Source organism: Stenotrophomonas sp. PE591 (genome assembly GCF_018320795.1).
Lineage (GTDB): Bacteria > Pseudomonadota > Gammaproteobacteria > Xanthomonadales > Xanthomonadaceae > Stenotrophomonas > Stenotrophomonas maltophilia.
Map to the genome: position 1 here is coordinate 125,593 of NZ_JAAOKO010000006.1, position 21,616 is coordinate 147,208.

Consider the following 21,616-nt stretch of genomic DNA (forward strand, 5'->3'; position numbering starts at 1 on the left):
TCGAAGGTGGTGAAACCGCGCCTCAGTGCGAAACCGGGACTACGGAGCCTTCAGAGGATACCTGAAAGCGTGCCACGTTGGCTCGCTGGTAGGGGGTCAGATCGACGATAGCGCCGTTCTGCTGAACCTGGACCGCCGAGGCGTTGCCCAGGGTCACCCGGGTCACCTGGCCCGGCGTGAAGCTGCGGCTCTCGCCGGACTTGATCAGCGCCTTTTCGACCGTGGCGCCGTCCGGACCACCGATATCGACCCAGCTGTCGCCGCTGAACTGCATCTCCAGCGTATTGGCGGCTGCGGGCGCAGCGGGTGCCGAACGCGGCACCGGGGACAGCGAAGCGACATACGGGGTTGCGGCCGGCTTGCTGGCCGGGGCACTCGCGACTTCAGCCGGGGCTGCCGGCTCGACACCCGCAGCGGACGGGGCCACCGGCACAGCGGCCGGGATCGCGTCCAGCGAGGCCGTGTTCGGCGACGGCGTGGCGCTGCCATCGAAATGGCCGCGGGTGGCGAACCACACCGGCACGGCCAGTACGGCGGTGATGCCGACGTACAGCACGCGCCGGCCGAGATTCTCGGCAATGCGGCGCGCACGCGGGGTATGGGTATGGCTGACCAGGGTGGGCGGCACGACAGGACCCACCTGGGCCTGCTCCAGCAGCTGGCTCACATCGACGTCGAGCAGGCGCGCGTAGCTGCGCAACTGGCCGCGCACGAAGACTGGCGCGCCCAGCTTCTGCCACTGCTCTTCCTCCAGCGACCTGACCACCTGGACCGGCATGCGCAGGCGCGAGCCGACATCCTCAAGGGTCAGTCCGGCCGCTTCACGGGCCTGGCGCAGGCGGGTGCCGCAGCCGGCCGCAGTCTCGAGAGCGCTCACAGTCTGGTCATCAATCACAATGCATCAACCCTGGAGTTAGGAGCCCGCTTCCTGCGGAAATTCCTGTCGAATGCGCTGAAGATAGCGGTCAGATGCCGCCCGATCACCCAGCCGCGCTTCGATTTGAGACGCAAGTTGTAACACGGAACGCGTTGCGGGTGCAGCCGCAATCCTACGTTCGGCGAAGGCCCGGGCCTCCATGTAGCGGCCCTGGCGGAAGCTGAGCTGGGCCATGGCCTCCAGCGCGACCGGGTTTCCCGGCAGCGCCGACAGCGCCGCGCGCAGGTCGCGCTCGGCACGCTCGAACTGGCCCGCATCCAGCGCACAGCTGCCGGCATTGGACTGCGCTTCGGCGACGGCGGGATTGCCCGGCGCCCGCTGGGCACGATCGAACCACACCAGCGATTCGGCCGCTAGGCCCTGCTGGCACAGCCAGGCACCATAGTTGTTGAGCACGTCGCCACGTTGCGGCGCCAGCTCGGCGGCCTTGCGGAAGTTCTCGCCGGCCTGCTGGCTGCGACCGCGACGCTCGTCGATGCCCGCAAGCAGGACCAGGCCGTCGGGGGCCGTCGGCACCAGCTTCTGGGCTTCGCGCGCCTTTCGCTCGGCAGCATCGAGATTGCCGCCCTGGATGTCGCGGCCGGCCAGGGTCAGCAACTCCTGCCAGCGCACCTGCTGCCGCACCCCTTCCGGATCACGGACGGAGTAGACCGGCGCCTCGCTCGGGCCAAGCTTGGCCTTGGGATGGGATTTGCAGCCGCCGACCGCGAGGGCCAGCGTGCCTGCGAGCAGAACCAGCCAGAGGCGGTCAGGCCGCGGCATCGCTCCCCTTCCCCGCCTGCAGCGTCTTGTTGAACTCCGCCTGGCGGCGGGTGCGGTCCATCACCTGGCCCTTGAGCTGGCCACAGGCGGCGTCGATGTCGTCGCCACGGGTACGGCGGACCATGGTCAGCACGTTGCTGTCGAGCAGGATCTTCTGGAAGGCGCGGATGTGCGCCTCTTCCGAACGCTCGTAGCGGGTACCCGGGAACGGGTTGAAGGGGATCAGGTTGACCTTGCCCGAATCCTTGGCCTGCACCGCGTTGTCGAACTGGCGCATCAGGCGGGCCAGCTCGCGGGCATGCTCGGGCTTGTCGTTGATGCCCTTCATCAGGGTGTATTCGAAGGTGACCGATTCGCGGCGCTTGTTGGCGCGCAGGTAGCGTGCGCACGAGGCCATCAGCTCGGCGATCGGGTACTTCTTGTTGAGCGGCACCAGGGTCTCGCGCAGCGCGTCGTTCGGCGCATGCAGCGACACCGCCAGCGACACGTCGCTTTCGGCAGACAGGCGGTCGATCTGCGGCACCAGGCCGGAGGTCGACAGGGTCACGCGCTTGTTGGCAAGGCCGTAGCCCAGGTCGTCGCGCATCACGCTCATGGCGCGCACGACGTTGTCGAAATTCATCAGCGGCTCACCCATGCCCATCATCACCACGTTGGTGAGGCGGCGCATCTGGTGCGGCACGTTGCCCAGGTGGCGCGCGGCAACCCACACCTGGCCGATGATCTCGGCGGTGGTCAGGTTGCGGTTGAAGCCCTGGGTAGCAGTGGAGCAGAACGTGCAGTTCAGGCCGCAACCGACCTGCGAGGACACGCACAGCGTGCCGCGGGTCTTGTCCGGGATGTACACGGTCTCGATGGCGTTCTTGCCATCCACGCCCATCGCCAGCAGCCACTTGTGGGTGCCGTCGGCGGAGGGCTTGTCGAACACGATGTTGGGAACCAGCACCTCGGCATGGGCCTGCAGCTTGGCGCGCAGGACCTTGCCGAGGTCGGTCATTTCATCGAAGTCGGTGACGTAGCGATGGTGGATCCACTTCATCACCTGATGGGCACGGAACTTCTTTTCGCCGAGAACCTCGACGAAAAACTTCTCCAGGCCCGCGCGATCGAGGTCGAGCAGGTTCTGCTTGCCAGCCGTGGGTGCCGACTTCGGCAGCGGCTGGATGGCGGGGGACTGTACGACCTCGTTCACGGCATTACTCTCAGCGCGAAACGACTTCGGTGGCGGCGAAGAAGTAGGCGATTTCAATCGCGGCATTCTCGACCGAGTCCGAGCCGTGGGCGGCGTTGGCATCGATGGATTCGGCGAAGTCGGCGCGGATGGTGCCCGGCGCGGCTTCCTTCGGGTTGGTGGCGCCCAGCAGGTCGCGGTGGGCCAGGACGGCGTTCTCGCCTTCCAGGGCCTGGATCATCACCGGGCCGGAGATCATGAACTCGACCAGCGCGTTGAAGAACGGACGCTCGCGGTGCACGGCGTAGAAGCCTTCGGCTTCACGACGCGACAGCTGCTTGTACTTGGCGGCCACGACCTTCAGGCCGGCCTTCTCGAAGCGGGCGTAGATTTCGCCGATGACGTTCTTGGCAACGGCGTCCGGCTTGATGATCGAAAGGGTGCGCTCCAGCGCCATGGGATGTCTCCAATGGAATCGGGCCGCTGATGGCCCGAAGGGTAACATGAAAAAAACCCGCGTCGGGACGCGGGCTTAGCCTGATAAACGTAGGCGAATTGTAAAAGATAAAGCGGCGGCATGGTAGTGCCGGCCGCTGGCCGGCATTGGGCGCCATTCAACCTCGGGGCTGCCGGCCAGCGGCCGGCACTACCCCATTCACCCACCTGAGTGAAATCTGACCGGATCGGCCGATTTTGCTGCACTGCAAAATGCCATACGGCACCGTCTGGTCCTAGTATCAAACAATCGTTTGATTAAGGTCCGCCCACCGATGGCCAAGCCCGCCCACTTCTCGACCAAGGACCGGATCCTCGGCGCGGCCGAGGAGCTGTTCGCCCAGCACGGCTTCGCCGGCACCTCGCTGCGCCAGGTGACCAGCCAGGCCGACGTCAACATCGCCGCGGTCAACTACCACTTCGGCTCCAAGGAAAACCTGGTCAACGAGGTGTTCCGCCGCCGCATGGACGAGATGACCGGTGCCCGCCTGTCGCAGCTCGAGCGCGCCCGCGCCGAGCACCCGGGTGAACTGCGCCCGGTGCTGGCTGCCTTCGTCGAGCCGGCCCTGGCGCTGGCCCAGGACCGCCAGAACGGCGGCGCCTTCGTGCGCGTGATCGCCCGCGCCTACGCCGAGAAGAACGACAACCTGCGCAAGTTCCTGTCCGACCACTACGGCCACGTGCTGCGTGCGTTCGGCAAGGCCATCGGCGAATGCGTGCCGGACCTGAGCAAGGAGGAGCTGTACTGGCGCCTCGACTTCCTGGCCGGCTCGCTGACCTATGCGATGGCCGACTTCGGGCTGATCAAGCGTCCCGCCGGTGTCACCGAAGCGGCGCATCGTGCCCATGCCGCCCACGAACTGATCCATTTCGCCGAAGCCGGGTTCCGCGCCGCCGCACGCGCCAGCGCCCTGCCCGCTTCCCTTTGATTCCACCCAGTAACTGCTGACCAACAAAGGCCCTACACCATGTCCAATTCCCTGCTAGTCCGCCGCGCCGCTGTGCTGGGTGCCGGCGTCATGGGTGCCCAGATCGCCGCCCACCTCACCAACGCTGGCGTCGACACCGTGCTGTTCGACCTGCCTGCCAAGGAAGGTCCGGCCGACGGCATCGTACTGAAGGCGATTGCCAACCTGGGCAAGCTGAGCCCGGCGCCGCTGGCCAGCAAGTCGCTGGCCGAAGCCATCACCCCGGCCAACTACGAGTCCGGCCTGGAGCAGCTGAAGGACTGCGACCTGATCATCGAGGCCATCGCCGAGCGCATGGACTGGAAGCAGGACCTGTACAAGAAGATCGCCCCGTTCGTGGCCGACCACGCGGTGCTGGCCTCCAATACCTCGGGCCTGGGCATCAACAAGCTGGCCGACGTGCTGCCTGAGCAGCTGCGCCACCGCTTCTGCGGCGTGCACTTCTTCAACCCGCCGCGCTACATGCACCTGGCCGAGCTGATCCCGGCCACCACCACCGATGCCGCCGTGCTGGAGGGCCTGGAAGCATTCCTGGTCACCACCCTGGGCAAGGGCGTGGTGTACGCCAAGGACACCCCGAACTTCATCGGCAACCGCATCGGCGTGTTCTCGATCCTGTCCACCATCCACCACACCCAGCAGTTCGGCCTGGGCTTCGATGAAGTGGACGGCCTGACCGGCCCGCTGGTCGGCCGCCCGAAGTCGGCCACCTACCGCACCTCCGACGTGGTCGGCCTGGACACCATGGCCCACGTCATCAAGACCATGGGCGACACCCTGCCGAATGACCCGTGGCATGAATTCTTCAAGTCGCCGAAGTGGCTGGACGCGCTGATTTCCAAGGGCGCGCTGGGCCAGAAGACCGGCGCCGGCATCTTCCGCAAGGTCGGCAAGGACATCGGGGTACTGGATCTGGAGAAGCAGGACTACCGTCCGGCCGACCGCACCGCCGCACCGGAAGTGGTCGAGATCCTGAAGATCAAGAACCCGGCCGAGAAGTTCGCCAAGCTGCGCGAGAGCCAGCACCCGCAGGCGCAGTTCCTGTGGGCGACCTTCCGCGACCTGTTCCACTACAGCGCCTACCACCTGGCCGACATCGCCGAGACCGCGCGCGATGTCGACCTGGCCATCCGCTGGGGCTACGGCTGGTCGCTGGGCCCGTTCGAAACCTGGCAGGCCGCCGGCTGGAAGCAGGTCGCGCAGTGGATCGCCGATGACATCGTCGCCGGCAAGAGCATGAGCAATGCCCCGCTGCCGGATTGGGTCTTCGACGGCCGCGACGGCGTGCACGCCGCCGAGGGCAGCTACAGCCCGTCGCGCAACGCCAAGCTGCCGCGCTCGTCGCTGCCGGTGTACCAGCGCCAGCGTTTCCCGGATCCGCTGCTGGGCGAGAAGTTCGCGCCGGGCGAGACCGTGTTCGAGAACGACGGCCTGCGCATGTGGCACGACGGTGATGGCATCGCCGTGGTCAGCTTCAAGACCAAGATGAACACCGTGTCCGACCAGGTGCTGGACGGCCTGCAGGAATGCGTGAGCCGCGCCGAGAAGGACTTCCAGGGCCTGGTGATCTGGCAGCAGAAGGAACCCTTCTCCGCCGGTGCCGACCTGGCCGGTGCACTGGGCCTGCTGCAGGCCGGCAAGGTCGACCAGTTCGAGGAAATGGTCGCCAACTTCCAGCGCACCAGCCAGCGCATCAAGTACTCGCTGGTGCCGGTGGTGGCAGCGGTGCGTGGCCTGGCCCTGGGCGGCGGCTGCGAGTTCCAGATGCACAGCGCCAAGACCGTGGCCTTCCTGGAAAGCTACATCGGCCTGGTCGAGGCCGGTGTCGGCCTGCTGCCAGCCGGTGGCGGCCTGAAGGAACTGGCCGTGCGTGCCTCGCAGGCCGCGGGCCCGGGTGGCGACGTGTTCGCCGAACTGAAGAAGACCTTCGAGACCGTGGCGATGGCCAAGGTGTCCAACTCGGCGGTCAACGCCAAGGAACTGGGCCTGCTGCGCAGTACCGACAAGGTGGTGTTCAACAGCTACGAGGCCCTGCACATCGCCAAGGCCGAAGCCCGTGCACTGGCCGAAGCGGGCTACCGTCCGCCGCTGCCGGCACGCCGCATCCAGGTGGCCGGTGACGTGGGCATCGCCACCTTCAAGATGATGCTGGTCAACATGCTGGAAGGCCGTTTCATCAGCCCGTACGACTACGAGATCGCCGAACGCATCGCCACCGTGCTGTGCGGTGGCAAGGTCGACCGCGGCACCCTGGTGGACGAAGAGTGGCTGCTGACCCTGGAGCGCAAGCACTTCGTCGAACTGGCCCAGCAGGAAAAGACCCAGGCCCGCATCGCGCACATGCTGAAGACCGGCAAGCCGCTGCGTAACTGATTGATGGCGGGTGCCGACCCCTGGTTGGCACTCCTCTGCCTCTGGTGGGTGCCGACCGTTGGTCGGCACCCCGGCTAAAAAATTCGAGAGATCACTGCAATGACCAAGCAAATCCAGGACGCCTACATCGTCGCCGCCACCCGCACCCCGGTCGGCAAGGCGCCCAAGGGCATGTTCCGCAACACCCGCCCCGACGACATGCTTGCGCACGTGCTGCGCAGCGTCGTCGCCCAGGCCCCGGGCGTGGACGTCAACCGCATCGATGACGCGATCATCGGCTGCGCCATGCCGGAAGCCGAGCAGGGCATGAACGTGGCGCGCATCGGCGTGCTGCTGGCCGGCCTGCCCAACACCATCGCCGCACAGACCGTGAACCGCTTCTGCTCCTCCGGCCTGCAGGCCGTGGCGCAGGCCGCCGACGCGATCCGCCTGGGCAACGCCGACCTGATGCTGGCCGGTGGCACCGAGTCGATGTCGATGGTGCCGATGATGGGCAACAAGATCGCCATGGCGCCGAGCGTGTTCGACAACGACCACGTGGCCATCGCCTACGGCATGGGCATCACTGCCGAGAAGGTCGCCGAAGAGTGGAAGGTCTCGCGCGAAGACCAGGACGCCTTCGCCCTCGCCTCGCACCAGAAGGCCATGGCCGCGATCCAGAACGGCGAGTTCAAGGACGAGATCAGCCCGTACGAGATCGTCTCGCACCTGCCGGACCTGGCCGACGGCCAGCGCATCATCACCCGCAACAAGATCGCCGACACCGACGAAGGCCCGCGCCCGGATTCCTCGGCTGAAGGCCTGGCCAAGCTGCGCCCGGTGTTCCGCAACGGCCAGTTCGGCGGCACCGTCACCGCCGGTAACTCGTCGCAGATGAGCGACGGCGCCGGTGCCGTGCTGCTGGCCTCGGAACAGGCGATCAAGGACTACGGCCTGACCCCGCTGGCCCGTTTCGTCAGCTTCTCGGTGGCCGGCGTGCGCCCGGAAGTGATGGGCATCGGCCCGATCGCCGCGATCCCGAAGGCACTGAAGCAGGCCGGCCTGACCCAGGACCAGCTGGATTGGATTGAACTGAACGAAGCGTTCGCCGCGCAGTCGCTGGCGGTGATCCGCGATTGCGGCCTGGACCCGAGCAAGGTGAACCCGCTGGGTGGCGCGATTGCCCTGGGCCACCCGCTGGGTGCGACCGGCGCGATCCGTACCGCCACCCTGCTGCACGGCCTGCGTCGTCGCCAGCAGAAGTACGGCATGGTGACCATGTGCATCGGCACCGGCATGGGCGCGGCGGGTATTTTCGAGGCGCTGTAAGGATCAAGGCGTTGCCGGCTGATTGTTGGTTGGCTGTGGGGCCCGGGTGGGTGAGGCTGCCCGGGACACGCCGTAAACCCGTCCCTGGGGGCTTGGCAGCGGCATCCATGCCGCTGACAGTCCCGGTCAGCCTCACCCACCCGCGCCACCCAACATTCCGCGCGGCGGAGGGTTTAGCAAAAGCAAGGTCAAAAGCTGGGGTCAGAGCCCTTTGCTACGCAAAGGGATCTGACCCCAACAATCAAAAAAGGCAGCCATAGGCTGCCTTTTTTGATTGTGCTCCCGCCCTTGATTCCGCCCTTCCCGTCCGCGCCCGCAGGAAACCTGACAGGCGGGACGGGTGGGCCGTTGCAGGACCGTTGGCGCCATGGATGGCGCCATCGAGCCCCCATGGACGGGTTTACGGCGTGTCCTGCAACGGCCCACCCGTCCCGCCCATCACGTATCAATCAAGGCGCCGCGAACGGAACGCTTGAAAACCTTATTCCGCCAACATCGCCGTCAGCTTCTCCCGCGCCGGCCCTGCCAGCTTCGGGTTGTCCAGCGCGAAGCGGATCGTCGCTTCCACCAGCCCCAGGTGCGTACCGCAGTCGAAACGAGTGCCCTCGAAACGGTAGGCATCCACCTCTTCGGTCTTCAGCAGCTGCGCGATCGCATCGGTCAGCTGGATCTCGCCGCCGGCACCGCTGCCGGTCTGCTCCAGCAGCTCGAAGATCTTCGGGCTCAGCACGTAGCGGCCGACCACGGCCAGGTCGCTCGGCGCGTCCTCCGGCTTCGGCTTCTCCACGATCTGCGAAATACGGCCCTTGCGGCCATCGAAGGCCTCGGTCGCGACGATGCCGTAACTGGCGGTCTTGTCGTGCGGCACATCTTCAACGGCAATGACGCTGGCGCCACTGGCTTCGTTGAGATCGGCCATCTGCTTCAGCGCGCTGTCGCCGCGGTTCCAGATCAGGTCGTCCGGCAGCAGTACCGCGAACGGCTCGTCACCGATCACGGCCTTGGCACACAGCACCGCATGGCCCAGGCCCAGCGCCTCGGCCTGGGTCACGAAGATCGCGCGCACGCCATTGGGCAGCACGTGACGGATCAGCTCCAGCTGCTCCTGCTTGCCGGCGCGCTCGAGCTTCTGCTCCAGCTCGTAGGCCTTGTCGAAGTAGTCGGCGACCGCGTGCTTGTAGCGGTTGGTGATGAACACCAGCGTGTCACAGCCGGCCTCGATTGCTTCATCCACTGCGTACTGGATCAGCGGCCGGTCAATGATCGGCAGCATCTCCTTCGGCACGGTCTTGGTTGCTGGCAAAAAACGCGTCCCCAAACCCGCTACGGGGAAAACTGCTTTGCGAATTCGCTTGCTCATTGGTGCCTGTTGGCCTCGCGTGCGGGAAAGGGCACGACTTTAGCGGATGAAATGTAAGCATCCTGTTCGATTGGCGAGAACTCGGGCATCGTCGCGAACAGGACTTCCTTGATGGTTTCGGTGTCATAGCTGCACACCGCCTCGCGCAGGCGCGGGACGTTGCCCAGCACCAGATCGCGCGAGAACATGCGCACGCCGGCCTCGAGGACCTTCGGATGCGCGGTTGCGCGGTAGTCCTCGTCCGAATAGAACAGCGTCTCGTGCAGCTTCTCGCCCGGACGCAGGCCGGTATAGATGATCTGCACATCCTTGTACGGCTGCTTGCCCGCCAGACGGATCATCTGCTCGGCCAGCAGCCGGATCGGCACCGGCTCGCCCATGTCGAGCGTGTAGATCGCACCGTGCGAGGCCGAGGCCGCGGCCTGCAGGATCAACTGGCAGGCCTCGGGGATGGTCATGAAGTAGCGGGTGACTTCCGGATCGGTGACCGTGACCGGACCACCGCGCAGGATCTGCTCGCGGAACAGCGGCACCACGCTGCCGGCCGAGGCCAGCACGTTGCCGAAGCGCACGGTAACGAAACGGGTGTGCGTGGACTTCTGGTCCAGGCTCTGGCAGATCATCTCGGCATAGCGCTTGCTGGCACCCAGCGCGTTGACCGGATCGACCGCCTTGTCGGTGGAGATGAACACGAAATGCTCGACGCGCGCTTCCAGGCAGGCGCGGGCCACGTTCTCGGTCGCCAGGATGTTGTTGCGCACAGCTTCGCGCAGCTGCCGTTCCAGCACCGGTACATGCTTGTACGCTGCGGCATGGAACGCGGTGTCGACCGGATGCAGCGACAGCGCATGGCGGATCACCGCAGGATCGCCACAGTCGCCCAGCACCGCTTCGATCTCGATATCGGGGAAGCTGCGACGCAGCTCACCCTCGATGGTCAGCAGCAGCAGTTCGCTGATCTCCAGCAGGATGATGCGGCCGGCACCGTGGCGCGCGCACTGGCGGCACAGCTCCGAGCCGATCGAGCCACCGGCACCGGTAACCATCACGGTGCGCCCGCCCAACCAGCCACGGATCAGGTTCCAGTCCGGGGTGATCGGCTTGCGGCCGAGCAGGTCCTCGATCGCCACTTCCTTCAGTTGGCCGGGCAGCGACTGCCCCTGCAGGATGTCGCTCAGCTTGGGCACGGTGCGGAACGGCACGCCGGTGCTTTCGCAGATGGCGACCACCCGCTGCATGCCTGCGGCATCCAGCGAGGGCATGGCGATCACCAGCAACTTGGCCGCAGTCTCGCGGACCACGGCCGGGGCATCATCGAGGCTGCCCAGGATCGGCAGGCCCTGCAGCTTGGCGCCGCGCAGGTGCGGTGCGTCGTCCAGCAGGCCGACCGGTTCGAAGTTGCCGGAGCGGCGCAGATCGCGGACCAGCGTCTCGGCGGCTTGCCCCGCACCGAGGATCAGCACGCGGCGCGCGCTCGAATCCGACTGCAGTGCCTGGTAATCCTTCCAGGCCCGGTACAGCAGGCGCGGCGCGCCCAGCAACGCCGACAGCGCGAACGGATAGATCACCAGCACCGACATCGGCACGCCGTCGAAACGCTTCCACATCAGCACCAGCACGATGCCGACCAGGCCGATGAAGCTGGCCTTGAAGATGTTCAGCAGGTCGCTGACGCTGGCGAAACGCCACAGCCCGCGATACAGGCCCACGCGCCAGAACACCAGGCCCTGCAGCAGCAGCACCAGGGTGGTGTCGACATTCCACAGCGGAAGCGAGGGCGCGTTGGGGAGGATCGAGTACCGCCCGGCGTGGAGCAGCTGCCAGCATGCCCAGACCATGAACAGGTCGTGGCAGACGATGGCCGAACGCGGCATCAGGCCGAGGATTCTGTCCCGCCAGGGTGAAGCCATAAGTCAGGTATTTCCTTGTCGGTGACGCAATCCATTGCGCAGGAGGATCCAGAGGACGCTCAGCGCGAGAAACCACGCGACCGCCAGGACAGCCTCCCACCTCGGCTGCAAATTGGAGCAGACATTAAGCACTGTAATACTGAACAGGCCCAAAGCAAAGTACATCCCTGTCACCTGGGCGTGGCTGGCTCCTGCCTGCACCGCCCGCTGGTAGACGTGCTGGGTATGGGGTTCCATCCAGCGTTGTCCGGAGATGATGCGCGCCGCCAGTGTGAAGCCCGCGTCCACGAGGAACGCCGAAGCCGGCACCAGCAGCAGGATCCAGTTGATATCGGTACGCACCGCAGCGATGGCCAGGACGACGGCGACTGCATAGCCCAGCGCGCCACTTCCGACATCACCCATGAAGATCCGGGCCCGTGGGAAATTGAACGGCAGGAAGCCCAGGCAGGCCAGGCCAAGCGCCACCGCGGCCAGCGAATACGGCCACGGCAGCACCGGCGCCAGGCCCAGCGCAACAACAATGGCCTGGCTGGCGGCAATACCGTTGATGCCATCCATGAAGTTCCAGATGTTGATCAACGAGGCGGTGAATACCAGCACCAGCCCGGCCAGCAACCAGCTTCCACCATGCACCTTGACCAGGGCGGCCAGCAGCGCGGCGGCAATGAAGTGCACCAGCAGGCGGCGCATGGCCGGCAACGGCCGGTGGTCGTCCCACCAGCCGATGCCCGCCACCAGCACCAGGCCCACGCTGGCCACCAGCAGGCTCGGTGTCGATTCAGGCCAGACCCACATCGCTGCACCGGCGGTGACCAGCAGGGTGATGACGATGGCGATGCCACCACCGCGCGGCGTTGCCACGCTATGGCTGCGACGCTCGCCGGGGTGGTCCACCAGTTGCTGGCGCAGGGCATAACCCCGTGCCGCCCAGGTCAACCCCGCACTCAGCAGGGCCAGCCCCAGCAGCGCGCCCATCACGAGCCACGGCATGGATCAGAGCACCGCGTAGTTCAGCAGTGGCTTGACCGTGCCCCATTCCTTGCAGCTCGGGCACTGCCAGTGGTGGGTGCGTGCACCGAACCCGCAACGGGTGCAGCGATAAGCGGGATTGCGCACCAGCAGCTGGTCGGTGATGTGCTTGAGGTCATGCAGGGTCGCTGTGGAATCGGCGCCCTCGGCCAGGGTCAGGTCGATCAGCGCCGATTCGCCACGCACCGACGGACGATCCTTGAGCTGGCGGCCAAGGTAGGCTCGGGCCGGAGCCACGCCCTCCTGCTCTTCCATCAGCCGGGTCAGGGCCAGCACCGGGGCGATGCCACGGTAGTGCTCGGTCATTTCCGACAGGAACGCACGTGCGCCTGCCAGATCGCCCACCTTGCGATAGTTCTGCATCAGCGCGGGCAGCAGCTCTGGCAGGTACTCCGGATCGTTGCGCGCAGCGCGCTCGAAGGCGCGCACGGCCGCTTCCGGATTGCCGGCATCGGTTTCCAGGCGACCTTCAATGATGCCGGCACGCACCGACATCGCATCGGCTTGGTAGGCGCGTGCGATCGCTGCCCTCGCCTCTTCCAGCTTGCCGGCGCCGCGGAAGCGTTCGGCCAGTTCGCACTCGAACTGCCCGATCAGCTTGCCCATCGGCTCGCCGGTGACGTCTTCGAAGCGGGTGGCGTTGTCGATCGCCTTTTCCCAGTCACGCTCGGCCTGGTAGATGCCGATCAGGTGCTTGAGCGCCTGCGGGGCACGCTGGTCCAGCTGCGCCAGCTCGGTGAACACGGTCTCTGCACGGTCCAGCAGGCCGGACTTCATATAGTCCTCGCCCAGTGCCAGCAGGGCCTGCACGCGCTGCGCGTCGCTCAGGTCGTGGCGGTTGACCAGCCCCTGGTGCAGGCGGATGGCGCGGTCGACTTCACCGCGGCGGCGGAACAGGTGGCCCAGCGCGACCTGGGTCTCGAAGGTTTCCTTGTCCAGCTCGGCGATGTGCAGGAACAGTTCGATGGCCTTGTCCGGCTGCTCGTTGAGCAGGTAATTCAGGCCACGGAAGTAGGTGCTGGACAGGCGGCTGACCTGGTTGTCACCGTGGCGCTGGCCACCGCGCCGGCCGATCACCCACCCGGCCAGTGCGGCCAGCGGAACGAACAGGAAAAACCACAGCCACTCGGTGACGAAATCCATCTTCGATCAGCGTCCATCAAAAGATTGGGGGGAAACACCCGCGGCCGGCGTTGCCGCCACGGACTTGTTGGCACGGCGCAGCTGGCTGTAGAGCGGAATGACCACGCTCACCAGTACCAGGCCGGCACCGACCACGACACCCACCAGCAGTGCAGCGATCAGCGCCACGCCCACCGAGGTGTGCAATTGAGTGAAAAGCAGGTTGATCGACATCGCGGTCATGTTGACCGCACCAATGATCAGCCCAAGGATCAGGACCGCCAGCAGGACCAGCAGACGAAAGACCTTCATGCGACAGCTCCAGTGGCAGGAGTCCGTAGCTTATCCGACCCGCGGCTGGATTCGCACGCGGTGGCGCGACGGGGGCTCAGGCCGGATCGGCGTCCAGCGGCAGCACACTGCTGACCCGCTCGCGCAGTTCCTTGCCCGGCTTGAAATGGGGGACGTGCTTGCCCGGCAGGGCAACCGATTCGCCGGTCTTCGGGTTGCGACCCAGGCGCGGCGGACGATAGTGCAGCGAGAAGCTGCCAAAACCACGGATTTCGATGCGATCCCCGGCGGACAGCGATCCGCCCATCATTTCCAGCAACGACTTCACCGCCAGATCGACATCATCGGCCTTCAGGTGCGCCTGGCGGCGCGCAAGGATTTCGATCAGTTCGGATTTGGTCATTACCGGCTCACATCAGGGGCATCTCAGCCTGAAACGGCCCGGGCAGAAGCCCGGGCCGTCCAGGAAACAACAAACAGCGTAAGGCCGATTACTCGGACTTGTTGCCGTTCAGCTGTGCACGCAGCAGCGCGCCCAGCTGGGTGGTGCCGCTGGAAGCCGAAGAGGACTGGTATTCCTCCAGCACTTCGCGCATTTCCGCGTCGTCCTTGGCCTTGATCGACAGCTGCAGGGTGCGGCCCTTGCGGTCCATTCCCACGAACTTGGCTTCGATCTTGTCGCCGACCTTCAGGTGCTGGGTGGCGTCGTCAACGCGCTCGTTGGCGATGTCGCGAGCCGAAACGTAACCCTCGATGCCGTCAGCCAGCTCGATGATCGCGCCCTTGGCGTCGACTTCCTTCACCACGCCTTCGACCTTGGAGCCCTTCGGATTGGCAGCCATGTACTGGCCGAACGGATCCTGCTCCAGCTGCTTCACGCCCAGGGAGATGCGCTCGCGCTCCGGATCGACAGCCAGGACGACGGCGTCCAGGGTATCGCCCTTCTTGAAGTTGCGAACGACGTCTTCGCCGGTGGTGTTCCAGCTGATGTCGGACAGGTGGACCAGGCCGTCGATGCCGCCGTCCAGGCCGATGAAGATGCCGAAGTCGGTGATCGACTTGATCTGGCCCGACACCTTGTCACCCTTCTTGTGGGTGGCAGCGAAGGTTTCCCACGGATTGGCGGCAACCTGCTTCATGCCCAGCGAGATACGGCGACGCTCTTCATCGACGTCCAGCACCATCACTTCGACTTCATCACCAACCTGCACAACCTTGGACGGGTTGACGTTCTTGTTGGTCCAATCCATCTCGGAGACGTGCACCAGGCCTTCGACGCCCGGCTCGATCTCAACGAACGCACCGTAATCGGTGACGTTGGAGACCTTGCCGAAGACGCGGCTGTTGGCCGGGTAACGACGGCCGATGTTGTCCCACGGATCCTCGCCCAGCTGCTTCAGGCCCAGCGAAACGCGGTTGCGCTCGCGGTCGAACTTCAGCACGCGGACGTCCAGCTCGTCGCCGACGTTCACGACTTCCGACGGGTGACGCACGCGCTTCCACGCCATGTCGGTGATGTGCAGCAGGCCGTCGATGCCGCCCAGGTCCACGAACGCGCCGTAATCGGTCAGGTTCTTGACGACACCCTTCAGGATCGCGCCTTCCTGCAGCTTGTCCATCAGCTGCTCGCGCTCTTCCGAGTGCTCACTTTCGACGACAGCGCGGCGCGAGACCACGACGTTGTTACGCTTGCGGTCCAGCTTGATGAGCTTGAACTCGAGTTCCTTGCCTTCCAGGTAGGCCGGATCGCGCACCGGGCGCACATCGACCAGGGAACCCGGCAGGAAGGCGCGGACATCCTTGATGTCCACGGTGAAACCACCCTTGACCTTGCCGCTGATGCGGCCGGTGATGGTTTCGTTCTTTTCCAACGCTTCTTCCAGCTCGTCCCACACCATCGCGCGCTTGGCCTTCTCGCGCGACAGGACGGTTTCGCCGAAGCCGTTCTCGATCGAGTCGAGGGCGACCTTGACGATGTCGCCTTCGGCGACGTCGATTTCGCCAGCGTCGTTACGGAACTGTTCGATCGGCACGATGCCTTCGGACTTCAGGCCAGCGTTGATCACCACGACGTCGCCGCGGACTTCAACAACGGTACCGCTGACGATGGCGCCCGGCTTCAGCTTGGCCAGGTTGGCCTGGCTGGCTTCAAACAGTTCGGCAAATGATTCGGTCATTAGATTTACTCTGTTGGACACATGGGTCGGTGGCGTCCCCTTCAGGGGAATGGCGACCGCCCGCCTGTTGGTCGACCCCGGAAACGCAGGTCGTGTGTAGTAGGAAAACCGCCACGCATCATTGCGCGACGGAGCTGGTACAGCACTGCTTTGCGCGACCACCACCGATGCAGCTGGCAGTGCTCCCGCGCGAACGGATCAGGCAGCCGGAACCGGAAGCAGATCCATCACTCGGGCAACGACATCATCGATGCCGATGCCTGTGGTGTCGATGAGGACAGCATCGTCTGCCGGCTTCAGGGGCGCCACGGTACGCTGGGCATCACGGGCGTCGCGGGCCATGATCTCGCGCAGGAGGTCATCAAAGTTAACAGAAACCCCCTTGTCTTTCAACTGCTTATGCCGGCGCTCGGCGCGCTCCTCGGCACTGGCGGTCAGGAAGACCTTGTAGGGGGCGTCCTTGAAGATCACCGTACCCATGTCGCGGCCATCGGCGACCAGGCCGGGCAGCTCCCTGAATGCGCGCTGGCGCTCCTTCAGCGCGGCGCGCACCTCGGGAATGGCGGCGATGGCAGAAGCCAGCGCGCCGGTGGTCTCCAGGCGCAGCTCGTCGGTGGCATCGGTGCCGTTGACCATGATCCGCATCGACTCGCCCTGTTCAACAAACTGAACATGGGTATCGAAGGTGCAGCGCACCAGCGCAGAGGCGTCGGAGGTGTCGATGTCGGCCCAGCTCGCGGCCACGCCCACCGCGCGGTACAGCGCCCCCGAATCCAGGTAATGCCAGCCCATCCGGCGCGCGATGATGCGGCTGATGGTACCCTTGCCGGCCCCGGAAGGGCCGTCGATGGTCAGGACGGGAGCGAGTGGATTCATGGGGTTCCCAGAGCGTGTGAAGGGGCCATTCTAGCCCCTGCCAGACACCCCCAGCGGGATCTTTTGTGCAACCACTTGAAACCACGAGGAAAAGCCCGGTAGAATGGCGGGCTTGAACGAGCGTCAACTGCCGATTGTCTTTCGCATATCGCGGCCACGCTCCACCCGAACAACTACTGTTTACGCCGAGGTATGCCATGAAAGTCCTGTCCTCCCTGAAGTCGGCGAAGGCCCGTCACCGCGACTGCAAGGTCGTCCGTCGTCGCGGCAAGATCTTCGTCATCTGCAAGTCGAACCCGCGTTTCAAGGCGCGTCAGCGCTAAGCCCAACAGCCTTCACGGCTGCGGCTGGCCCTGCGCGGGGCCGACCCGATGCAAGAAACCGCCTTCGGGCGGTTTTTTGTTTATGCGGCTTTTTCCTGCTGATTTTGCTGTAATCGCCTTTCTTGACCACTGGGGAGTAGATCGAGATGAAGCGTTACCTGTCCGCCCTGGCCGTGATGGCCACCCTGGCCGCCGCCACACCGGCGCTGGCCGATACCCTGCTTGTCGACCGCGCCCGCGAGAAGCCGGCCGGTGCCCTGCCCGTGCGCGGCCAGAGCATGCAGCAGGTACAGGCGCAGTTCGGCGCGCCGAGCGAACAGCTGCAGCCGCGTGGCGGGCAGAAGCGGCAATGGCCGACCATCAACCGCTGGGTGTACCCGCAGTTCACCGTCTACTTCGAGAAGCAGAAGGTGATCGACGTGGTGGCCAACCAGGCGGACCCGAACGAAATCGGCCCGAAACCGCCGATCCGTTGATCCCTTTACCCGCCATGGGCGGGCCTGTGTAGCGAGACCATGAACCAGACCCTTCGTTTTCCTGCCGAGTGGGAAGCCCAGAGCGGCGTCCTGATTGCCTGGCCCACCGCCGACACCGACTGGGCCGACCGCCTGGGCCAGGTGGAAGAGACCTACATCGCCCTGGTCGCGGCCATCACCCGCTTCCAGCCGGTGCTGATCTGCGTGGCCGACGACGATGTGGAGACCTATGCCGAAATGCGACTGCGCTCCAACCGCATCGACATGGACAAGGTCCACTTCACCACGGCCGCCTACGACGATACCTGGCTGCGCGACTCCGGCCCGATCACCCTGCGCCGTGCCGACGGCGGTTTCCAGCTGCTGGATTTCCGCTTCACCGGTTGGGGCGGCAAGTTCGACGCCACCCTGGATGACCAGCTGGTGGGCGTGCTGGACCAGGCCGGCGTGTTCAACGACGCGCCGGTGCGCAGCATCCCGTTCGCGCTGGAAGGCGGCGGCATCGAGACCGATGGCGAAGGCACCCTGCTGACCACCTGGAAGTGCCTGCACGAGCGCCATCCGGACCGCGACCGCGCCAGCCTGAGTGCCGACCTGGCCGACTGGCTGCAGCAGGACCGCGTGCTGTGGCTGGACCACGGCTACCTGGAAGGCGACGACACCGACGCGCATATCGACACCCTCGCCCGCTTCGCCTCGGTCGACAGCATCGTCTACCAGGCCTGTGACGACGAGAGCGACTCGCACTTCGCCGAACTGCAGGCGATGGGCAACGAGCTGGCCGCACTGCGCACCAAGGATGGCCAGCCGTACCGCCTGTTCCCGCTGCCGTGGGCACAGCCGGTGATCGACGAAGGCCGCCGCCTGGCTGCGTCGTACGCCAACTACCTGATCGTCAATGGTGCGGTGCTGATGCCGGCCTATGGCGACCCGGCCGACGACCTGGCCCGCGATGTGCTGGCCCAGGCGCACCCGGGCCGCGAGATCGTGCAGGTGCCCTGCCGCTCGCTGATCTGGCAGAACGGCAGCCTGCACTGCATCACCATGCAGCTGCCGGAAGGGCTGTTGAAGGTCTGACGGTGGTGCCGGCCGCTGGCCGGCAACCCTGCACTGCCTGATGGATCCACGGGATTGCCGGCCAGCGGCCGGCACTACCGATCGCACCCATTCAGCGCGCGACACGCCGTCGCCGTCCATCCGCGCTAACATGCTGGTTTTCCCCCGCAGGAACGCCCCGCATGAACTCGCGCAGCCCCCTTACCGTCGCCCTGATCCAGGAGCGCAACCACGGTGATGCCGCCGCCAACCTGGCGGTGATCGAAGCACGCGTGGCCGAGGCGGCTGCGCAGGGTGCCAAGCTGGTGCTGCTGCAGGAACTGCATAACGGTCCGTACTTCTGCCAGCACGAATCGGTGGACGAATTCGACCTGGCCGAGCCGATTCCGGGCCCCAGCACCGAGCGCCTGGGCGCGCTGGCGAAGCAGCATGGCGTGGTGCTGGTCGGCTCGCTGTTCGAGCGCCGCGCCGCCGGCCTGTACCACAACACCGCCGTGGTGTTCGAGAAGGACGGCACGCTGCTCGGCAAGTACCGCAAGATGCACATTCCGGACGATCCGGGCTTCTACGAGAAGTTCTACTTCACCCCGGGCGACATCGGCTTCAAGCCGATCGATACCTCGGTGGGTCGCCTTGGCGTCCTGGTGTGCTGGGACCAGTGGTACCCGGAAGCGGCGCGCCTGATGGCGCTGGCCGGTGCCGAACTGCTGCTCTACCCGACCGCGATCGGCTGGGACCCGGACGACGTGCAGGACGAGAAGACCCGCCAGCGCGACGCCTGGGTGCTGAGCCACCGCGGCCACGCCGTGGCCAACGGCCTGCCGGTGCTGAGCTGCAACCGCGTCGGCCACGAGGCCTCGCCGCTGGGCGCCTCCGGCATCCAGTTCTGGGGCAACAGCCACGTGCTGGGCCCGCAGGGCGAATTCCTGGCCGAAGCCGGCACCGATGCCACGGTTCTGCTGTGCGATGTCGACCTGCAGCGCAGCGAGCATGTGCGCCGCATCTGGCCGTTCCTGCGCGACCGCCGCATCGATGCCTACGGCGACCTGCTCAAGCGCTACATCGACTGAGCCGGAGCCCGCGCATGGCCGTCCTCATCCGTGATGCCGGCCCGGCCGACATCGCCGCGATCACCGCGATCTACGCGGTGGAAGTGACCGACTTCGTCAACACTTACGAGTACGACATCCCGGACGCGTCCGAGATGCTGCGCCGCATGCGCGACATCATCGACCGCGGCTTCCCCTACCTGGTCGCCGAGATTGACGGCCAGGTGGCCGGCTATGCCTACGCCAACACCTACCGCACCCGCGTTGCCTACCAGTGGACCGTGGAAAACTCGGTCTACGTCGATGCCGCGTTCCAGGGCAAGGGCGTCGGCACCGGCCTGCTGCAGGCGTTGATCGACGCCTGCGTGGCGCGTGGCTACCGGCAGATGGTGGCGGTCATCGGCGAACCGACCAATACCGCTTCAATCAAGCTGCACGAACGCTTCGGCTTCGAGCTGGTCGGCGTGTTCCGTGGCCTCGGCCGCAAGCATGGCCGTTGGCTGGATACCGTGCAGATGCAGCGCGCGCTCGGCGATGGCGCCGACACTGCACCTTCCAATGAATGAACCCATGACCGAAACCCTTCCCGAGACCGGCGACGACCTGTTCGCCGGCCAGCCGGTACGCGTTGTTGAACGCGACGGCGTGCGCTACACCCTGCTGGGCACCGCCCATGTCTCACGCGCCAGCGTCGAGGCGGTGGAGAAAGCCATCGACAGCGGTCGCTTCGACGCCGTGGCCGTTGAACTGGACCCGCAGCGCCTGCAGGCGCTGAGCGACCCGGACACGCTGGCCAAGCTCGACCTGGTCGAGGTGATCCGCAAGGGCCGCGTCGCCCTGTTCGCCGCCAACCTGGCCCTGTCCGCCTACCAGCGCCGCCTGGCCGAACAGCTCGACATCGAGCCGGGCGCGGAACTGAAACGCGCGGTGGAACTTGCGCGCGAACGCGACCTGCCGGTGCACCTGATCGACCGCGAGGTCGGCCTGACCTTCCGCCGCGCCTCGCAACGGCTGGGTTTCTTCGGCAAGCTGAAGCTGGTTGCCGGTCTCGGCGCCGGTCTGTTCTCGTCCGAGGAGGTGGGCGAGAACGAGATCGAGAAGCTCAAGCAGGGCGACATGCTGGAATCGAGCTTCGGCGAGTTCGCCAGCGAGAGCCCGGCACTGTACGAGACCATCATCGGCGAGCGCGACCGCTACATGGCCACGCGCCTGCGCGAGGAACACAACCCGCAGCAGCGTGAAGTGCTGGCGGTTGTCGGTGCGGGTCACCTGGCAGGCCTGGCGCGTTACCTGGAAACCGACACCGAGGCACCGGCACCGCTGCGCGCCGAGCTGGAGGCGGTGCCGAAGAAGCGCAACATTCCGTGGTTCACGCTGGGCATCCTGGCCATCGTGGCGACCGGCATCGGCGTGGGCTTCTACCGCGGTGGTCTGGGCGTGGGCACCGAACTGCTGGCGACCTGGGCGATGTATACCGGCGGCCTGGCGGGCCTGGGCTGCCTGCTGGCAGGCGGTCACCCGCTGAGCATCCTCACCGCGATCGCGGTGGCCCCGTTCAAGCCGTTCCGCCTGAGCATCCCGACCGGCGCATTCTCGGCGTTGGTGGAAGCGCGCCTGCGCAAGCCGGCGTACGAAGACTTCCTCAAGCTGCGCGACGACGCGCAGAGCCTGAAGGGCTGGTACCGCAATCGGGTCACGCGCGTGGTGCTGACGTTCATGCTGACCAACATCGGCAGCATGCTCGGCCTGTGGCTGACCACGTTCAAGGTGTGGGGCAAGGTGGCGGGTTGATGGTTCCGTGTAGCGTCGAGCCAAGCTCGACTGCGCTCTGGTAGGTGCCAACCTTGGTTGGCACGCCATGCCCGGCAAAAAAAGGGGGAGGCCGCCCCACTACGACCGGCCTCCCCCACACCACAACACGTTGATGTGC

General features: G+C 65.9%; 21 protein-coding genes. 9 read left to right on the forward strand and 12 right to left on the reverse strand.

Features of this window, described 5'->3' with window-relative positions:
• Window positions 1-22 precede the first annotated feature (22 nt).
• Genes JLDANKMP_RS15395 through ndk form a run of 4 tightly spaced genes read right to left on the reverse strand, consistent with a single transcriptional unit; the run spans window position 23 to window position 3,327 of the window.
• Window positions 23-895 carry a RodZ domain-containing protein gene (locus tag JLDANKMP_RS15395; RefSeq protein WP_005409298.1) on the reverse strand — a complete coding sequence of 291 codons (873 nt, stop codon included), beginning with the start codon at window positions 893-895 and terminating at the stop codon, window positions 23-25.
• Between the two features lie 18 nt (window positions 896-913).
• Window positions 914-1,699: a tetratricopeptide repeat protein gene (locus JLDANKMP_RS15400; protein ID WP_212561578.1), complete on the reverse strand. Its 786-nt coding sequence runs from the start codon at window positions 1,697-1,699 to the stop codon at window positions 914-916.
• A complete protein-coding gene (rlmN, locus tag JLDANKMP_RS15405; protein WP_005409296.1) occupies window positions 1,686-2,891 on the reverse strand; it encodes a 23S rRNA (adenine(2503)-C(2))-methyltransferase RlmN in 1,206 nt (401 codons plus the stop codon). Before rlmN ends, JLDANKMP_RS15400 begins: the two co-directional genes overlap by 14 nt.
• A gap of 10 nt (window positions 2,892-2,901) precedes the next feature.
• Window positions 2,902-3,327, reverse strand: a complete 426-nt coding sequence (gene ndk / locus JLDANKMP_RS15410) for a nucleoside-diphosphate kinase (protein WP_005409295.1) — start codon at window positions 3,325-3,327, stop codon at window positions 2,902-2,904.
• Between the two features lie 313 nt (window positions 3,328-3,640).
• Between ndk and JLDANKMP_RS15415 the strand changes: the two genes are divergently transcribed.
• The 3 genes from JLDANKMP_RS15415 to JLDANKMP_RS15425 all read left to right on the forward strand — a co-directional run bounded on the left by JLDANKMP_RS15415 (window position 3,641) and on the right by JLDANKMP_RS15425 (window position 8,014).
• Window positions 3,641-4,294: a TetR family transcriptional regulator gene (locus JLDANKMP_RS15415; protein ID WP_005409294.1), complete on the forward strand. Its 654-nt coding sequence runs from the start codon at window positions 3,641-3,643 to the stop codon at window positions 4,292-4,294.
• 39 nt (window positions 4,295-4,333) lie between these two features.
• A complete protein-coding gene (locus JLDANKMP_RS15420) occupies window positions 4,334-6,706 on the forward strand; it encodes a 3-hydroxyacyl-CoA dehydrogenase/enoyl-CoA hydratase family protein (protein WP_212561579.1) in 2,373 nt (790 codons plus the stop codon).
• Window positions 6,707-6,805: 99 nt separating this feature from the next.
• Window positions 6,806-8,014 (forward strand): acetyl-CoA C-acyltransferase, encoded by a 1,209-nt coding sequence (locus tag JLDANKMP_RS15425; RefSeq protein ID WP_005409292.1) that lies wholly within the window; start codon window positions 6,806-6,808, stop codon window positions 8,012-8,014.
• 481 nt (window positions 8,015-8,495) lie between these two features.
• Here the strand turns inward: JLDANKMP_RS15425 and galU are convergent, their stop codons facing one another.
• The 8 genes from galU to cmk all read right to left on the reverse strand — a co-directional run bounded on the left by galU (window position 8,496) and on the right by cmk (window position 16,782).
• Window positions 8,496-9,374 carry a UTP--glucose-1-phosphate uridylyltransferase GalU gene (gene galU, locus JLDANKMP_RS15430; RefSeq protein WP_005409291.1) on the reverse strand — a complete coding sequence of 293 codons (879 nt, stop codon included), beginning with the start codon at window positions 9,372-9,374 and terminating at the stop codon, window positions 8,496-8,498.
• Complete coding sequence (locus JLDANKMP_RS15435) at window positions 9,371-11,284, reverse strand: nucleoside-diphosphate sugar epimerase/dehydratase (RefSeq protein WP_005413043.1); 1,914 nt, start codon at window positions 11,282-11,284, stop codon at window positions 9,371-9,373. Before JLDANKMP_RS15435 ends, galU begins: the two co-directional genes overlap by 4 nt.
• 3 nt (window positions 11,285-11,287) lie before the next feature.
• Window positions 11,288-12,277 carry a glycosyltransferase family 4 protein gene (locus JLDANKMP_RS15440; protein ID WP_212561580.1) on the reverse strand — a complete coding sequence of 330 codons (990 nt, stop codon included), beginning with the start codon at window positions 12,275-12,277 and terminating at the stop codon, window positions 11,288-11,290.
• Between the two features lie 3 nt (window positions 12,278-12,280).
• Window positions 12,281-13,459, reverse strand: a complete 1,179-nt coding sequence (gene lapB, locus JLDANKMP_RS15445; RefSeq protein ID WP_005409288.1) for a lipopolysaccharide assembly protein LapB — start codon at window positions 13,457-13,459, stop codon at window positions 12,281-12,283.
• A gap of 6 nt (window positions 13,460-13,465) precedes the next feature.
• A complete protein-coding gene (locus tag JLDANKMP_RS15450) occupies window positions 13,466-13,750 on the reverse strand; it encodes a lipopolysaccharide assembly protein LapA domain-containing protein (RefSeq protein ID WP_005409287.1) in 285 nt (94 codons plus the stop codon).
• A 76-nt stretch (window positions 13,751-13,826) separates the two neighbouring features.
• On the reverse strand, window positions 13,827-14,132 hold the full coding sequence (locus JLDANKMP_RS15455; protein ID WP_005409286.1) for an integration host factor subunit beta: 306 nt from the start codon (window positions 14,130-14,132) through the stop codon (window positions 13,827-13,829).
• An 88-nt stretch (window positions 14,133-14,220) separates the two neighbouring features.
• Window positions 14,221-15,906, reverse strand: a complete 1,686-nt coding sequence (rpsA, locus tag JLDANKMP_RS15460; RefSeq protein ID WP_005409285.1) for a 30S ribosomal protein S1 — start codon at window positions 15,904-15,906, stop codon at window positions 14,221-14,223.
• Between the two features lie 198 nt (window positions 15,907-16,104).
• Window positions 16,105-16,782: a (d)CMP kinase gene (cmk, locus tag JLDANKMP_RS15465; protein ID WP_212561581.1), complete on the reverse strand. Its 678-nt coding sequence runs from the start codon at window positions 16,780-16,782 to the stop codon at window positions 16,105-16,107.
• Between the two features lie 197 nt (window positions 16,783-16,979).
• On the opposite strand from cmk, the gene ykgO reads away from it, so the two are divergent.
• From ykgO to JLDANKMP_RS15495, 6 genes are all read left to right on the forward strand, one after another.
• The gene (gene ykgO, locus JLDANKMP_RS15470) at window positions 16,980-17,105 is read left to right on the forward strand and encodes a type B 50S ribosomal protein L36 (protein WP_005409283.1); all 126 of its coding nucleotides are present in this window, start codon (window positions 16,980-16,982) and stop codon (window positions 17,103-17,105) included.
• 146 nt (window positions 17,106-17,251) lie between these two features.
• A complete protein-coding gene (locus tag JLDANKMP_RS15475) occupies window positions 17,252-17,581 on the forward strand; it encodes a hypothetical protein (protein ID WP_005416228.1) in 330 nt (109 codons plus the stop codon).
• A 39-nt stretch (window positions 17,582-17,620) separates the two neighbouring features.
• Window positions 17,621-18,658, forward strand: coding sequence for an agmatine deiminase family protein (locus JLDANKMP_RS15480; protein ID WP_212561582.1), 1,038 nt, complete (start codon window positions 17,621-17,623; stop codon window positions 18,656-18,658).
• 161 nt (window positions 18,659-18,819) lie between these two features.
• Entirely contained in the window at window positions 18,820-19,707 is an 888-nt protein-coding gene (locus tag JLDANKMP_RS15485; protein ID WP_049397762.1) for a carbon-nitrogen hydrolase, read from the forward strand.
• 14 nt (window positions 19,708-19,721) lie between these two features.
• Window positions 19,722-20,252, forward strand: a complete 531-nt coding sequence (locus tag JLDANKMP_RS15490) for a GNAT family N-acetyltransferase (RefSeq protein WP_005409279.1) — start codon at window positions 19,722-19,724, stop codon at window positions 20,250-20,252.
• Window positions 20,245-21,477 carry a TraB/GumN family protein gene (locus JLDANKMP_RS15495; RefSeq protein WP_010484557.1) on the forward strand — a complete coding sequence of 411 codons (1,233 nt, stop codon included), beginning with the start codon at window positions 20,245-20,247 and terminating at the stop codon, window positions 21,475-21,477. The genes JLDANKMP_RS15490 and JLDANKMP_RS15495 overlap by 8 nt, the downstream gene beginning before the upstream one ends.
• The last annotated feature ends 139 nt before the right edge of the window (window positions 21,478-21,616 follow it).

What these genes read in the sequence shown, in the direction of transcription:
- JLDANKMP_RS15425 (WP_005409292.1), top strand. Translation starts at nt 6,806, where the DNA reads ATGACCAAGCAAATCCAGGACGCCTACATCGTCGCCGCCACCCGCACC.
- cmk (WP_212561581.1), bottom strand. Translation starts at nt 16,782, where the DNA reads ATGAATCCACTCGCTCCCGTCCTGACCATCGACGGCCCTTCCGGGGCC.
- rpsA (WP_005409285.1), bottom strand. Translation starts at nt 15,906, where the DNA reads ATGACCGAATCATTTGCCGAACTGTTTGAAGCCAGCCAGGCCAACCTG.
- JLDANKMP_RS15420 (WP_212561579.1), top strand. Translation starts at nt 4,334, where the DNA reads ATGTCCAATTCCCTGCTAGTCCGCCGCGCCGCTGTGCTGGGTGCCGGC.
- JLDANKMP_RS15455 (WP_005409286.1), bottom strand. Translation starts at nt 14,132, where the DNA reads ATGACCAAATCCGAACTGATCGAAATCCTTGCGCGCCGCCAGGCGCAC.
- JLDANKMP_RS15480 (WP_212561582.1), top strand. Translation starts at nt 17,621, where the DNA reads ATGAACCAGACCCTTCGTTTTCCTGCCGAGTGGGAAGCCCAGAGCGGC.
- JLDANKMP_RS15400 (WP_212561578.1), bottom strand. Translation starts at nt 1,699, where the DNA reads ATGCCGCGGCCTGACCGCCTCTGGCTGGTTCTGCTCGCAGGCACGCTG.
- JLDANKMP_RS15490 (WP_005409279.1), top strand. Translation starts at nt 19,722, where the DNA reads ATGGCCGTCCTCATCCGTGATGCCGGCCCGGCCGACATCGCCGCGATC.
- JLDANKMP_RS15415 (WP_005409294.1), top strand. Translation starts at nt 3,641, where the DNA reads ATGGCCAAGCCCGCCCACTTCTCGACCAAGGACCGGATCCTCGGCGCG.
- JLDANKMP_RS15450 (WP_005409287.1), bottom strand. Translation starts at nt 13,750, where the DNA reads ATGAAGGTCTTTCGTCTGCTGGTCCTGCTGGCGGTCCTGATCCTTGGG.
- ndk (WP_005409295.1), bottom strand. Translation starts at nt 3,327, where the DNA reads ATGGCGCTGGAGCGCACCCTTTCGATCATCAAGCCGGACGCCGTTGCC.
- lapB (WP_005409288.1), bottom strand. Translation starts at nt 13,459, where the DNA reads ATGGATTTCGTCACCGAGTGGCTGTGGTTTTTCCTGTTCGTTCCGCTG.
- JLDANKMP_RS15495 (WP_010484557.1), top strand. Translation starts at nt 20,245, where the DNA reads ATGAATGAACCCATGACCGAAACCCTTCCCGAGACCGGCGACGACCTG.
- ykgO (WP_005409283.1), top strand. Translation starts at nt 16,980, where the DNA reads ATGAAAGTCCTGTCCTCCCTGAAGTCGGCGAAGGCCCGTCACCGCGAC.
- JLDANKMP_RS15435 (WP_005413043.1), bottom strand. Translation starts at nt 11,284, where the DNA reads ATGGCTTCACCCTGGCGGGACAGAATCCTCGGCCTGATGCCGCGTTCG.
- JLDANKMP_RS15485 (WP_049397762.1), top strand. Translation starts at nt 18,820, where the DNA reads ATGAACTCGCGCAGCCCCCTTACCGTCGCCCTGATCCAGGAGCGCAAC.
- JLDANKMP_RS15440 (WP_212561580.1), bottom strand. Translation starts at nt 12,277, where the DNA reads ATGCCGTGGCTCGTGATGGGCGCGCTGCTGGGGCTGGCCCTGCTGAGT.
- JLDANKMP_RS15475 (WP_005416228.1), top strand. Translation starts at nt 17,252, where the DNA reads ATGAAGCGTTACCTGTCCGCCCTGGCCGTGATGGCCACCCTGGCCGCC.
- galU (WP_005409291.1), bottom strand. Translation starts at nt 9,374, where the DNA reads ATGAGCAAGCGAATTCGCAAAGCAGTTTTCCCCGTAGCGGGTTTGGGG.